The 14,615-nt window shown below is 54.5% G+C and carries 10 protein-coding genes; 4 read left to right on the top strand and 6 right to left on the bottom strand.

Features of this window, described 5'->3' with window-relative positions:
• The first annotated feature begins 15 nt into the window (after positions 1-15).
• Positions 16-1,161: a glycosyltransferase gene (locus C461_RS05350; protein ID WP_007999301.1), complete on the top strand. Its 1,146-nt coding sequence runs from the start codon at positions 16-18 to the stop codon at positions 1,159-1,161.
• Entirely contained in the window at positions 1,158-2,204 is a 1,047-nt protein-coding gene (locus C461_RS05345; RefSeq protein WP_007999299.1) for a glycosyltransferase family 4 protein, read from the top strand. Before C461_RS05350 ends, C461_RS05345 begins: the two co-directional genes overlap by 4 nt.
• Position 2,205: 1 nt before the next feature.
• On the opposite strand, the gene C461_RS15065 is transcribed toward C461_RS05345, so the two are convergent.
• The 3 genes from C461_RS15065 to C461_RS15055 all read right to left on the bottom strand — a co-directional run bounded on the left by C461_RS15065 (position 2,206) and on the right by C461_RS15055 (position 6,029).
• The gene (locus C461_RS15065) at positions 2,206-3,645 is read right to left on the bottom strand and encodes an oligosaccharide flippase family protein (RefSeq protein WP_007999297.1); all 1,440 of its coding nucleotides are present in this window, start codon (positions 3,643-3,645) and stop codon (positions 2,206-2,208) included.
• Entirely contained in the window at positions 3,642-5,159 is a 1,518-nt protein-coding gene (locus C461_RS15060; protein ID WP_080506263.1) for an alkaline phosphatase family protein, read from the bottom strand. Before C461_RS15060 ends, C461_RS15065 begins: the two co-directional genes overlap by 4 nt.
• Positions 5,160-5,261: 102 nt before the next feature.
• On the bottom strand, positions 5,262-6,029 hold the full coding sequence (locus C461_RS15055; RefSeq protein WP_007999296.1) for an FkbM family methyltransferase: 768 nt from the start codon (positions 6,027-6,029) through the stop codon (positions 5,262-5,264).
• 154 nt (positions 6,030-6,183) lie between these two features.
• Between C461_RS15055 and C461_RS15050 the strand changes: the two genes are divergently transcribed.
• Positions 6,184-7,368, top strand: a complete 1,185-nt coding sequence (locus C461_RS15050) for a glycosyltransferase family 4 protein (RefSeq protein ID WP_080506261.1) — start codon at positions 6,184-6,186, stop codon at positions 7,366-7,368.
• Positions 7,369-7,505: 137 nt separating this feature from the next.
• Here C461_RS15050 and C461_RS05335 read toward each other — a convergent pair whose 3' ends face one another.
• From C461_RS05335 to C461_RS15440, 3 genes are all read right to left on the bottom strand, one after another.
• A complete protein-coding gene (locus C461_RS05335; RefSeq protein WP_007999294.1) occupies positions 7,506-8,669 on the bottom strand; it encodes a polysaccharide pyruvyl transferase family protein in 1,164 nt (387 codons plus the stop codon).
• Between the two features lie 302 nt (positions 8,670-8,971).
• Positions 8,972-10,024 (bottom strand): glycosyltransferase, encoded by a 1,053-nt coding sequence (locus C461_RS05330; RefSeq protein ID WP_007999293.1) that lies wholly within the window; start codon positions 10,022-10,024, stop codon positions 8,972-8,974.
• Positions 10,021-10,851 carry a hypothetical protein gene (locus tag C461_RS15440; protein ID WP_152418339.1) on the bottom strand — a complete coding sequence of 277 codons (831 nt, stop codon included), beginning with the start codon at positions 10,849-10,851 and terminating at the stop codon, positions 10,021-10,023. The genes C461_RS05330 and C461_RS15440 overlap by 4 nt, the downstream gene beginning before the upstream one ends.
• Positions 10,852-11,481: 630 nt before the next feature.
• Here C461_RS15440 and C461_RS05320 point away from each other — a divergent pair.
• On the top strand, positions 11,482-14,610 hold the full coding sequence (locus C461_RS05320) for an oligosaccharyl transferase, archaeosortase A system-associated (protein ID WP_007999291.1): 3,129 nt from the start codon (positions 11,482-11,484) through the stop codon (positions 14,608-14,610).
• The last annotated feature ends 5 nt before the right edge of the window (positions 14,611-14,615 follow it).

Raw genomic sequence — 14,615 nt, 5'->3', positions numbered from 1 at the left:
AGCAAATAGTGGGATATGCGACGTTTCACTAAGACAGTCATTGGCCTCTTCGGGCTGACTGGGCTCCCCTATCTGGCTTTCTTGGGACTGTACTTTTTCCTAAGACCAAACAGGTCGCCTGCCGAGAAAGATTACGATGAGGAGCCAGCAGTGACCATCGTCCTGCCAACTTACAACGAGGAAAGGATTGTAGAGGCGAAGCTTGAGGAACTGGTCTCACTCGACTACCCAATGGAGAAGGTAGAGATCGTAGTCGTCGATTCCAGCGACGACCAGACACCAGAATTGGTGGAGGAGTTCTTCGCGGATCGGGAAGATCCAGAGTTGACACTTATCCGCGAGGAGGAACGTCGCGGGCTCGCAGTCGCGCTGAACAAAGCCTACACCGTGGCGTCGCATGAGATGGTCGTCAAGACCGACTGTGACTCCCGGATCGCCGGCAACGCACTTCAGGAGGCAGCGGCGAACCTCGCAGACCCGGAGATCGGTGCTGTCACGGGACGGAACGCCGAGGCGTTAGGTGGAAGCAAGGTCGAAGAGGGGTACCGCGACGTGCAGGCATACATCCAAACGCTGGAGTCACACCTAGACTCAACGCTCATCTTCCACGGTCCGTTCTCTGCATTCGAGAAGGATGCGATTGTACCCATCGACGAGGACTCTATCGCCGATGACACGGAACTAGCGCTAAAGATCCGCAAGGGCGGCGATCGGGTGGTGTTCGATCCCGAGATCGAATACAAGGAAGCGGCACACTCAGCGTTTCGGAAGCGCCGCCAGCAGAAAGATAGACGTGCGATGGGGCTGATCCGCCTGCTATGGCGCCAGCGTGAGATTTTGGGAGGGTACGGCGCGTACGGTGGTGTCGTGTTGCCGTTCAACTGGTGGTTCATGATTGTCTCTCCGTGGCTGGTGATGGTATTGATTGGAATGGCAACGTTGGGTGGACTAGCTTTCGGTGGTCCGTTGGGATTGGTGGTTCCCGGAGCAGTTGGTGGGTTTGTGGTGCTGGGCTCGCGTGAGAATCTCGGTCCATTACAGACGGCGTACTCGCTGTTCGACACGCAGGTGTCGCTGTTTCGAGCGAGCCTGAAACTGTTGAGTGGTGAGGGCGACGGGACGTGGGAGATCGACGAGGAGCTGCGAGAGGTGTATAGGTGAATATTCTGCAGATCACACCCCGGTATCCGCCGCATACAGGTGGTGTCGAAACACACGTGCAAGAGATTAGCGAGCGTCTCGTCGATCGTGGTCATGAGGTCGTAGTCCACTCCGCTGATCTTGGTCCTGATGTCAAAGGGCGGGAGTTTCGGAACGGCGTCGAAATACATCGCCATCGTGCGCTTTCACCGGGCGACGCGTTCCACGTTGCGCCAGGACTCGCTTCGGCAGTTCGTCGGAGTGATGCGGATGTCGTTCATGCTCACAATTACCACTCGCTTCCTGTCTTCTTCGCTGCGCTGGGAGTGACGGATGAGCGGTTCGTCGTGACGACCCACTACCACGGAGAGAGCGCGAGTAGTTTCCGTGATCGGTTGCTCTTGCTGTACCGGCCATTCGGGAAGTGGGCTGTTGGGCAGGCCGACGAGGTGATCGCTGTAAGTGAGTGGGAGCGTGAACAGCTTCGGGACGATTTCGGTATCGGTGCGACCGTGATACCGAACGGTGTCGAAGTAGAGCGGTTCGCCTTAGTGGAGCCCGAGTGTCGCAATCGTCCTTATTTGTTGACTGTTGGTCGGCTAGAAGAGTACAAAGGAATACAGCACGTGATTCGAGCGATCCCGGAACTGGAAGAGTTCGATCTGGTGGTGGCTGGTTCGGGCCCCTATCGAGACGAGTTGGTACGCATCGCTATCGAAGAAGGTGTTGAGGATCGAGTCGAATTCCTCGGTTATGTTGACCATGATCGGTTACCGAGGTTGTACGCAGGCGCAGACGTGCACGTGACGCTATCCAAGTTCGAGGCCTACGGGATAACAGTCGCGGAGGCATTGGCGGCGGGGACGCCATGTGTAGTACCTCAGCAAGGGATGTTAGCTTGGTGGGTGAAGACTCCAGGAGTATTCGGGGCATCGTCTCGTGAACCTAAAGATGTCGAAGCGGCTTGTCGGGAAGCGAGTTCTTCAGGGGAAGTTTCAGAAACCGAGGTTCTAGAGTGGTCGACAGTCACTGATCGGGTTGAGTGTAAACTCAGTACTTCGTGAATCAGTTTCGTAGGGCATCGGACAGCACCCCTTTGACAGTGACCCGGAAGGACTCACTTATTGCTGTAAGTACAGTGAAGTAGATTATTCCGCCGAGTCCGATCAGAACTGTGAGATCACCCCACCACGAGACACCGATAGCAGAGTGTGCACTTTCAACAACGACGAACATAACCATACCTGAGAGGAGTTGACTGCGGAGTGGACGGTTGAGAAGCGAGACTTCGGGAAGGTATTGCTTCACTGCATAGGCAAGAGCAGTGTATTTCACAATCTCTGAGACGATAGTTGCCGCAATTACCCCGAGGATTCCGTATTCAAGCAGCAGTAGGTACCCAAGTCCGAGATTCAAAACAAGAACGACGGTGCCAATTTGAGTATTTATTTGTGGTTGATCTAATCCGGATATCGTTGATCGCAACTGGCTGGTCTGCGTTGCCAGGACCCTAAAGAGCGCTAAGCCGACAAGGACAGTCCCTACACCCGAATACTGTGCTCCAAAGATGGTCACGATTAGATCGCCTGGCATTGCTGAAGCACCAAAAAAGATTGGTATCGCAAGCACGCTCGCGTATCCAAGTGAGTTCGTTAGATCTTCAATTATTGCGTGGGAGTCGTTCTGACTCCAGTTATCGCTTACTCGAGCCATCAGCCCTCCTGCAGCAACACTACCCAGAAATGCGCCTATCATTGTAAGCTGCATCGACACTTGATAATCTCCGACAGCAGCTGACGAGAGGACTGCCCCGAGAAGTAGAATGTCCATCCGAGATTGTGCTGTTCCGATGAACCCATTCGGTATACTGTACTTAGCAAATGAAAATATACTAGATACTGCTTTAAGAGAGGGGAGTTCAGGTTTTATTCCTATTTGATACATCACATATGGGATCGTTAGTATGGTGGCGATCGCTAATCCATAGACCATCCCAGCTGTTTCTAGACCAATGAAGACCAAGAAAAGCTGGAGAGGAGTAGTGAGCAGAGAACGAACCGTATCGGCCCATTCTGCAGCAGAGAAGTTCGCTCGTGCAGACAGAATGCGATTAGTAACTGCAAAACAACAAATTCCCACGAACAAAGTACAAAAAGGGATGAATAGACCCGACAGATCATATAGTCCTGTAACGCGGTTACCGAGATAGACTAAGGGCAATATCACTATCGGAAAAACAGTAGCGCCGAGAATACCAGAACCCAATGCTTCCGATGTCGGAAATCCAGTTTCGGAGATTCGTTTCTTGCATGCATCTCCCCATCCGGTGACTGGATTGTCTAGAACAGTGACGAGCGTTTGGATGACGTAGAACGCTCCGTAACCACTTGGCCCAAGTACACGAGCAAAGACTACTGATCCGGAGAACCCGATTGCGGCCATAGCGAACTTCGCAAGGACTCCTTTCGAGATTTCAAGTCCAAAGTCCGCTTCACGGGCACTCATATATAACCGAGATCTGCAAGCCGCTCTTCCGTATTCCTATTAATATTGGAATTGCGTGTTCGCGGTTCCGGCATTGAATCAGTATCACTAGTCACGATCTGTCGGTCCGTTTGGAGAATGTCGTCTCTGACTTCTCCAGTCATGTCATTCGGGACTGAACTTCTAAGGGCGTGTAGTGTAGTCGGTAGAATATCCTCAATAGACATATTCTCGACTGTGACCTGATCTTCAAATAGAGGCCCTTCTGCTGCTATGATCCCTCTATATCGGTGCTCAAATGTGTCGGTTGGTGTGATTATCTCACCGGTCGGAGACTGGAACATCAACGGGAATATACCCTTTGCAGGTCGAGCAATAACGGACGGAACACCTCGCTTCGGGTTATCATACGCCTCCTCGCTTCGGAGTACCTCTCTGAATACTTGCTCCCCTTCGTAAGTCAGAGATTCGAGATCAGCAATCAACTCTTCTTGAAGCCCTTCTACATCATCTACTGTGGGTTGGTCAAAGAAGTTATCATTTATGTGAATACTCCCAAAGCGAAGTTCCCAAGCTTGCGACGTAGAATACTGAATATCGAAATCAGCTGCATCTTTCACACCATCCATTATTCTATATCCGATGACACGATTATAGACATGCCGCATCAACTGATAAAGCCGATCTGAACGGCCTGCTAGTTTTTGAGCAAGTCCAACGACGAAATTCGAAATCTGCCAATCTTCTGATTCTGTTTCCTCCAGATAGCCCTGTTCCGAGAGATAGTTATTCAGATGGAGATTAGCATGTTTCCGTTCGAAACCATGGTCACTCATCAGGAGCACGTTCTCTGCGTTTGACGATAGCTGTTTGACGTGGCTATCTACGGAGTTCATGACTTGTCGTACCCATCCAGCCCGTATTTTGTCGTTGGCAGCGTTTCCGAGAATATGCCCTAGCCAGTCTGTAACTGAGAACAAAACAAAACACACTCTCGGATCCGTTTTCGAGATGGCTTGTTCGGTGAACTCAGCTCTTCTGTTCGCGACTTGAACGAGATCATCAACGAACTGATTTGGTTGGGACTTCAGTTTGTTATTCTGCATCGTTCGATAATTTTCAAAAGCGGGCAAGGACTGGAGCTCTTCAGGGACAGCGTCAGCAGGCCCTTCTGCGTCGAACGACGAGACAAGATGAGTGTTCTCTGCTGCAGGTATACGATCTATACTTGCCGGAAGATTAACGAAGAGAGAATTATCCAGCAAATCATACGCTGCAATATCAGACGTATTCGTTGAAGGTGCCTTCGTTTCATAGTTCTCCTTCTGGGAGATCATATTTGTTAGCCCGTGGGTTCCTGGATCTTTTCCTGTCGCAAAAGAAGTCCAAGCAGGCAACGTTGTTGGTGTGTCAACACTATGTAGATGGCCGTTGATCCCTTTATCCGCCACTGCAGAGAGATAGTCCGGTTCAATATCGAATTCTTCTAAAATATTCCATGAAAGACCGTCGAGACCGACGATGAGTAATTGCATAGGTTTACTGGAATCTCGAAATCAAAATGTGTTGTGTTGTTCGCCACTATCTTTTCTCAGAATTTGTATTAACATACTATGTTCTAAACAAAGAAATTTGGATCATCGTCTCGCTATAATATGATATTCACCACCCCGTTCAAGTCGATTAATAGTGCTGAATCCTGCATCAGTAAGAACTGATTCAAGTGATTCGGGATCATCTCCAAAGTCCTCCATCATTTCTGGATGTATCTCACAAAAAAGGACACGGACGGTATCTAGCACATCGCCAAATCCTTCCAATACGCGAGCTTCTGCGCCTTCAACGTCTATCTTTACTACATCAGGGGGAGGTATCTCGGAATCGGAGACCAAAGAATCAACACGCCGCTGTTCGACTTTAATATCCCCACTCCGGTTGATCTGATGCGTCCCAACCCCTGGGAGATCTCCCTCGTCTACAAGTCTCACTTCTCCCTCTTCGTCTCCTAAAGCATATTCAAGGACCGAAAAATCGCACGTCGCATTATTTCGGAGATTCTCTTCGAGGCGCTGAACGTTCGATGGATGGGGCTCAACTGCGACGAGATGACCATCTTTGGAGTCTAGTTGGGTCGCGACGAAACATGCGTACATCCCGATGTTTGCTCCTATGTCATATACTACATCAGAGGGCTGAATATGGTCTAGAAACTTGACGATCGTCTCCTCTTCTCCGACTAGTGTCTCAACACGCCAGCGCTCAATTCCGGACGACGTATTGAACATAGCAGAGGCTCCGTTCGGCAGAACGATCTCTGTGCTCGGATCGTAGATCGCATGAACTCGAAAGTGGGCCCGGCGGAGATAGAAGCGAAAAGCGTTTACCGCGCGCTGAATATCAATCACGGATACCAGTATTCATGATTGGGCTTAAGTCCTTTCGAAATTGGCTCTTTCAGGCTTCTGCAACCGTACTGTTTTGTACTCTGATTGTAGAGACGATCCGAGCAGCGGGGAGCTCATCATGTGCGTCCACTCTACTAGGAAAAGTCAATCAGTCATGAAACAAGTACTGATTAGCCCTTCGTCATACTCCCTTTCTAACGAGCGATATGGCAAAGCGTACAATATACTGAATAATCTCTCATCTGAGGATTTCAAAATTGAGGCCTGCGTTGCATCTACGGAAGGCGCGTCACTTCCAGAGAACGTTCACACGACATCCCTCGGTGGGTCACGAAAACCAACGTACTACTTCAACGCGTTCAGATACGCAAATCAGAAACTACGGGCAGGTGAGGTTGATCTCTATCACCATATGAATCTCAACTTCCGCTGGTTCAACCCACTTTTGTCTCTTAAACAGCCGCCTGACGTTCCTATCCTGATTGGACCAGCACAAGCCGCTCACGAGATTCCGATGGATGAGATTCGCATGAAGACTCAAGGTGTTCTCCCTGAGTGGTTCCCTCGTCAGTTCGCCACGGTCGCCGAAAAGGCTGCCCTAGCAGCAAAACGACTGTCAATACCTCCCCGAGAATTGTTCTTCAAACGAACTCTTGACGCTGCTGATCGGGTCATCGTAGTCAACGAGGAAACCAGGGACATCTACGCGAAGTATGTAGACCGTGAAAAGATCGAAGTAATTCCGATCGGAGTTGATACTGAGTACTTCTCCTACTCAGAGGATAGAGACCGTTACAACCTCGTTACAGTCGGTCGACTGACCGAGCGGAAGGGATACTTCGATCTGCTTGAGTCGATGGCTGGTATCGTCCGTGACTTCCCGGAAGTAACCCTAGATATTTTTGGAGGCGGTCCTCTTCGTAAGGATTTGGAGGAAAAGGTACACGACTTGGGACTAGAAGATGTGATTACGTTCCATGGGAAAGTCGATCAGGACGTCGTTCGTGGCTATTTACAGTCTGCCGGGTTGTTCGTCCACCCCTCTCACTCCGAGAGCTTCTCTCCGGTGCGGCTCGAGGCGATGTCTACCGGATGTCCGATCGTCGCAACTGATGTGATTGGTGCAGACGAGATGATCCGCGATGGCGTCGACGGCTTCGTCGTCCCGACTGAATCGCCAGCGGAACTTCGTGACGCCATGATACAGATTCTTGGAAATAAGTTACTTGCCACAGAGATGGGTAAGAGCGCTCGGAGTCGAGTTGAATCATCGTACAGCTGGGAAACAGTGGGTGAATCCTACCTTGAAGTATATTCAACTCTGCTTTTCGAACGCTGACGGGGTGTCTCAGATCGTCCGCTGATTATCATCGTCAGGATACGAGTATGATACGCGGATTGGACATAGGACTGCACCAATCGAGGCAATTCTAAGCGTTTCAACTACCGGATCCAATAATCCTTACGTCTCTCGCATTAGCCTCCACGATAAATTTCCCATCTATGGCGCACTATCGATAACGGAATAAGTACGAGAGAAACAGCTAGGTAGATGAACTTGTCTGTGTACGAGGGCACTTCGTCGGCCACTGAAGCTTGGATAATATTCTTCTCTGCGGCGGCTGCAAGACCTCGATGTTTGGCTTCTAGGGCCTCGGAGACATCGTCGGAATTGTATCGTTTTTTGACCCGGGCTGTGAGCTTATTGGCGTCAAAACTATCACACCAAATAACCTCCTCGGTCCCAAGTTGTTGGAGTACAGACTCGCACTTTGGGTGGTACGATAGGCCAACGAACGGAACGTGATTTCTCACACTCAGTATGACACTGTGGAGTCGCATCCCAACTAGGAAATTCGCTTCGGATAGTATGCCCTCTACTTCCCTAAAATCGTCAGAGTCTTCAAGTATCTTCGCCGAGGACTCCATCTCGCTCGTTACCTGTCTACTCACCTTAATGTCGACATCCGGCTTGAAGGGAAGGAACACGATCTCGGATTCGAGATCTACTTTCAGAGAGTCTAACGATCGTGCAAGTTCCCTCGTGTTTAGCTCCGACCTCGAATATCCGGTTGGGGGACGGACCGAGACAACGATGAAATCCTTCGGAATCTCTCGTGAGACTGCCGTTTTGGATGTCCCGTCACCTGCAAAGGCGAGATCGGGAAGTACGTCGATCCTCCTTGAAATTCCGATGTCACGAAGACGCACCTTCGAGGCCTCATCCCTGACAACGATCGAGTCTACCGAAGTAAGCGCAAAGCGGAGCAGTGCTTCGTCGTAGCGGTTCTCTATCGGGGCGACGCTAACTCCGACAACCCATATCTGATTGTTCAGCACGGTGTTGATCAGTATTAATATCGGGTAGCGCAGATGTATCGAGTTCGCAAACAGACCTCCACCGCCGATAATGAGGGCATCGACTCGCATGCTTGTTTTTACCCATTCAATAGGATTGCTCTCGGTTACTGCTGTGACATCGTGTAATTCTTCGGTCCGTTTAACGTCGCTCGTCAGAACGAACACCTCTACGTCACCGTAGCGCTCAGTGATGAGGTCTATCAAGGAGGACAGGAGTATCTCATCGCCAACATTGTCTCTTCCATAGTATCCTGTAACTGCGACAGACTTGACGCTCATTTGTAGCCTAGTGACCGTAACAGTTCCTTGATGCTGATATCGACAGACGGTCCGTCGTCTATCTCCGGTTCGTACTCGTTTCTGTTGGTTGCAGTGGTGCTGTACCACGGAATTTTTAGAAGCGGTTCTCCGACCCACAACTGGTAAACTCTCTCCCTGACCCCCTCTATCCCCCAATTAGAAATTCGTTGTCTAGTTTCTTTCAGACAATCAAATAGAATCATGCCAGTCAGACAACTTAGACTCTCTGAGGTATAAATCATCAGGTTACACGCCAGCCACTCTACATCCGTCAAATCTCCTTAATCGGCGGTTCGATAGCAGCTCTCTCGGAACCAGTCGGCGACACTACTCATGTTGTTTTCGCTCAAATATTCGGAATAGCAACGCTCAGAGTAATCTACTCCTTCAATGATCTCGGTAATCACTCGCCTTCCCTCAGCCATGTCGTTAAGGGAGACGGTAATTGGATAATCCCAGTGGCTGCTCAGTTCGTTGAAATATGGGATTGAGTTAGCTACTACGGGAATCTCATACGCAGCACACCAATTAAAAATCCCGCTCTGATTGATATTCTCGTACGGAAGTACCACTATATCTGTCGCGTTGAAGGCTGCGTGGAATCCTTCTTCGTCGAGAACACCTGTTATCGTGACATTCTCCGGAGCCGAAGCACATAGCTTCTCGAAGTACCCCTCGTGCTCCTCGGTTCGTGGACCACCAGCCAAGAGAAACTCGTATTCCGGCAGCTCTTCCGCGAGCTGCAAGAACGTCTCGATCCCCTTCCTCGGATTCACGTACCCGTGCTGACTTACGACGACATCGTCTTCGTCGAACCCGAATCGCTCTCGCGTGTCGTCGATATCCCGCGTTGCGTTCCTGTTGACACCGTGGGGAACAACGTGCGTCTCGCCGACCCACCCGTTGCGGTGGAACGATTCCTCAGCGTTTTCCGAAAGAAACGTCACTTCGTCTGAACAGAGGTACAGCAGTGTATGAATAAACTGTGCGTACAGCCGCTTTGGTGGACTATCTGTATCTGACTCGTCCCAGACTTCGTGTAACGTCAACACCAGCTGCTTCGACTTGGCCCGCGTTAGGATGTACAGTAGAGGGAAGAAAAGAAACGAGAACACACCGGCAGGGCCAAGAAACGAATACACGAACTGGATGTGGACCGCATCGGTGTCGTCCCGGGCCGCAGCGACGGCAAGCCGGAGGTGGGAGATCAGGTTGAGTCCAACTTCAAACCGTCGGACACGCATTCCCTGGTCCATCGCATCCCCGAAGTCCGAGGTGTACTGCCCGACCCCACCGTTTGACTCCGGCGGCCCGATGAGGGTAACTTCCCTCATAGGTAGCCAAGGTCTTTCAGCTTCTCCTCGACAGCAAGCCCGTCGTCTTGGGGCTCCAGTTCTGGTTCGTACTCACCGGTGTCTTCGGCTGTCGTCTCACACCACGGAACTTCCCGAATCGCGCGGATCGGAATATCGCCGTGACCGTAGAACCCCCATTCTCCGATACCGTTTCCGTGGTCCGCGGAGACGGCTACCGATTCGGCATCGAGATTCTGGAGCAGTAGCGAAACGTCGTCGAGGACGTATCGAAGATTTTCTCGATAGGCTTCCCAGACCTCCTCCGCATCAGCGTCGCCCTTTTTGACCTGTTCCCAGATCGGATCGTCTGGGTTCTTCAGGTTCCTTTTGTTCATCCCGGAGTCCATGGGATTCGGAACAAACGGATGGTGTGGTTGCATGTAGTGGACGATCATGCGCTCCGGTTCCCGTTGGCGATGTTCGTGTATCGCGACATCAGTTATCGCCCGCGCTGGAACGGTGTTGAGTTCGTCGTCCCACGCGTACTTCCACACCTCCTCCATGTTTTCGAACCACTCGTCAACCAGAACGTCGTCGGAAAAAGGATTCCCTGTCACGTACGTCGTTTTGAGAGTGTCGTCACGATACTTATTGGCGAAGCTTCGCTGCATCCATGTCCGAGATCCCCCAGCTAGTGAGGTCATTGACTCTGTATTGACGAATGAGTACTCGTCGCTTACTTCCGCCATCAGATCTGCGCGACAGGCGTCAAGAATTATCAGTACATCCCAGTCACGCTCGTAGATCGGTTGGCCGAACGGGAACCGGCGATCTAGCCGTCGAACACCACCAACCCCCAGTTCCATTATTGACCGCTTCACTCCCGATAATCCGTCTTTCCGAACCCGCATTCGTGTGTCTGATAACCAATCAGAGAACGTCATGCGAACTCACCATCTGTAACTCTGGTTTTGATAGGAAACTTAATGTCGAACATGGAAATCCAGTCTGAGTAGTTGTACTACTCCGTACGTTAATTGTCTTACTTAGTTCGTCCACACATGCAGCGAAAGCGACCACTTACCCCGTCACTCCGCTTCACAGCGGTTGACTGGTACCACGTCCTAGCGCTCTTCCTCGTGATGGCGTGGATGTTCTAGATCGAATATAGAACTACTCCTGATTCTTCCAGAAGGGCGAAGGGACGATGCTCACGCGGGACTCTCACTCTTCCCTACTCGCGAGTGAACCGGTCGGTCGAATTCAGATGTATCGCGCGAGGTGGCAGACGAAGGCATGGCCGCCAGTACCAAAAGCCCCAGCGCGGCAAACGCGACGGCGTACATACGACCTGCTGGAACCACCGTCACTAACACCTCCGGCGTTGTTCGGCTCGAACAGTTACCGAGAGACCACTGGAAGCAACACCCCTCTGTCAGACAGTACGCCACGGATATGACAAGCCTTATGCGCGTTTTACCAGTCGACATGAAATAATGAGCGATTCGAACGACCTGCCGGACGGATCGGCGTCGTCCCCCGTCGATCTGCTCGAACGGTGGTATCACGTTCCCGTCCTCTTCGGGGCACTGGCGTTCATGCTGTGGACGCGACTCCGATCGTACGAAAACTTCATCGTCAACGACGAAGTCTACTTCCGCGGCAACGACGCGTGGTACCACCTGCGCGAGACGAACTACCTCCTCGAAAACTGGCCGAACACTCTCGGGTTCGACCCGTGGACGGGCTTCCCCTTCGGCAACGAAGCCGGACAGTTCGGCACGCTCTGGGACCACATCATGGCGGTCAGCGTGTTCATCGCCCGACCGATCATGGGAAGCACCGAAGAGGTCATGCTCGTCATGGCCCCCATCGCCGGCGCCCTCGTCGCGATCCCGACGTATCTCATCGCGCGCCGGTTCGTCGACCGCTTCGCCGCACTCGCCGGCGTCGTCGTCCTCGCGCTCCTTCCGGGGACCTTCTTCAGCTACTCGCTCGTCGGCTTCCCGGACCACAGCGCGGCCGAGGTTCTGTTCCAGAGTCTCGCCATCCTCGCGTTCCTCGTCGCCTTCGCGGTCGCCGAGCGCGAGGCACCGGTCTGGGAACTCGTTGTCGATCGAGATTGGGCCGCGCTGAAGCGCCCCGCCGCCTACGCAGCCGCCGCCGGCGTTGCGCTCGGCCTCTACATCTGGACGTGGCAGCCCGGCATCCTTATGGTCGGGTTCACGGGCATCTTCCTCGCGGTCAAGATCACGAGCGACGTATTCCACGGGAAGAGCCCCGAACCGATCGCCTTCGCGGGCGCGGTCGCGATGGGCGTAACCGGGCTGATGCAGCTTATCCCGCTCGACACCTTCTCGTTCGGCGTCACCAGCTACTCGCTCCTCCAAGTCGTCCTCCCCATCGGCGTTGCGCTCGGCGCCGTCTTCCTCGCGTGGCTCGCCCGCCAGTGGGAGTCGCGCGACCTCGACGCCGCTACGTACCCGCCAACGGTCGGCGGCCTCATCCTCGCGTCCGCGGGCGTCGTCTGGCTCGCGCTCCCCTCGCTGTGGTCGACGCTCACTCGCAACCTCCTGAACTTCATCGGCTTCAGCGCCCGCGCGTCCTTCCAGACGATCGGTGAAGGGCAGCCCCCCCTGCAGAGTTCCTCCTTCGCCGACTTCGTCCTCGGTCAGTACGGCCTCGCGTTCTTCCTCGCCCTCTTTGCGGTGCTCATCATCATGGCGCGTCCCCTCTACCGCTCGGACGACGCCAACCACACGATCTACGGCATCGTCGCGCTCGCGGCCGTCGGCTCCGTCTACGCGGTACCGCAACTCTATGACACCGTCGGCGGCGTCGTCGGCGTGAGCTGGCAGGTGGTCGGACTCGTCATCGCCGCGGCCTTCCTCGTCGGCGCGACGTTCCTCGTCGAGTACGACACCGAGGAGCTCTACTTCGTCGTGTGGGCGGCGTTCATCGGGAGCGCCGCGTTCACGCAGGTCCGCTTCAACTACTACCTCGCGGTGATCGTCGCGGTCGGCGCGGCGTACTTCCTCCAGCTCGCTCTCGACTTCCTCTCGCTCCCGTCGCTCGCGAACGCCCGCGACGTCGAGGGGTGGCAGGCGATGGGTGCGATCGTCCTCGTGATCGTCCTCATCGTTCCCCTGGTCGCGATGGTCACTCCCGTCTGGGCGGCGGGCGCGGGCACCGGCCCGGGCAGCGTCGTCGAGTGGGACGAGAGCCTCCAGTGGATGAACGACGAGACGCCCCAGCCGGGCGAACTTGAGGGCGCGGACAACCCCATGGAGCTGTACGGCACCTACGAGCGCCCCGCTGACGGCGACTACGACTACCCCGAGGGCGCCTACGGCGTGCAGTCGTGGTGGGACTACGGCCACTGGATCACCACCCGCGCGGAACGCATCCCGAACGCCAATCCGTTCCAGCAGAACGCGGGCGCGGCAGCAGATTACCTCCTCGCGCCGAGTGAGGAGGAGGCCGCCGACGTGCTCGCGAGCCAGAGCGACGAGGGGGCGAACACCCGCTACGTGATGGTCGACCGCCAGATGGCCTCGCCGAACTCCAAGTTCGGCGCGCCCGTCACGTTCTACTCGGGCAACGAGACGCGCGAGGACTTCAACCGCGTCATCTACCAAGAGACCGAGCAGGGCGGCTTCCAGACGCTGACGCAGGTGAACACCCAGCGCTACCACGAGAGCCAGATGATCCGCCTGTACGAGCACTACGGCAGCGCGGTCGACCCCGAGCCGGTCGTCGTCGACTGGGAGTCGCGAACCGCCCAGACCGCCGACGGCGGCCAGGTCGACATCGCCACGCTGCCGAGCGAGCCCGGGAACCTCGTCCGCGAGTTCGACAACATGTCGGAAGCCGAATCCTACGTCGAGGAGGACGGCAGCGCCCAGATCGGTGGCGTGGGCGATCTCCCCGAAGAGCGCGTCGACGCGCTCGAACACTACCGGCTCGTCCACGCGACCGAGTCGCAGGGGCAGTCGCCCTCGGCGTTCCAGGTGAGTCTGCTCCAGCAGCTCGGTCTCGACGTCGAGAGCGTTCTCGGCGAATCGATGCTCAACGCGTTCCAGGACGACTGGGTGAAAACGTTCGAGCGCGTCCCCGGCGCGACCGTCGAAGGCTCCGGCGCGGAGCCCGGTCAAGAGGTCGAAGCGACCGTCGAACTCGAGAAGCCCTCGGGCCAGACGTTCGAGTACACGCAGTACGCCGAGGCCGACGAGAACGGGAACTTCGAATTCACGCTCCCGTACTCCACGACGGGCTACGACGAGTACGGCCCCGAAGACGGACACACGAACACGAGTGTCCGCGCGACGGGCGAGTACGAGGTCACCACCGAGACGACGACCGACGACGACCTCTACACCACCGCGAACACCGGCACCCTCACCGTCACCGAAGGACAGGTGATCGGCGAAGACGACACGACGGCGACCGTCGAACTCAGCGAGGAGATCATCGACTGTCCGTCGGGCGACGCCGACTGTCCGATCGATGAGGAGGGCGACGGCACTGACGGCAACACCTCCGGTGACGACACCGGCAACGACTCTGCGTCGCTGGCCGCCCCGGTCGTGACGGCCGCGACCACGCTCGTCGGGGCGAGCGCCTAACCCGC

The organism is Halorubrum aidingense JCM 13560, assembly GCF_000336995.1.
Taxonomy (GTDB): Archaea; Halobacteriota; Halobacteria; order Halobacteriales; family Haloferacaceae; genus Halorubrum; species Halorubrum aidingense.
The sequence above is the reverse complement of the archived record's forward strand: the minus strand, read 5'-3'. Positions and strand labels throughout refer to the sequence as shown.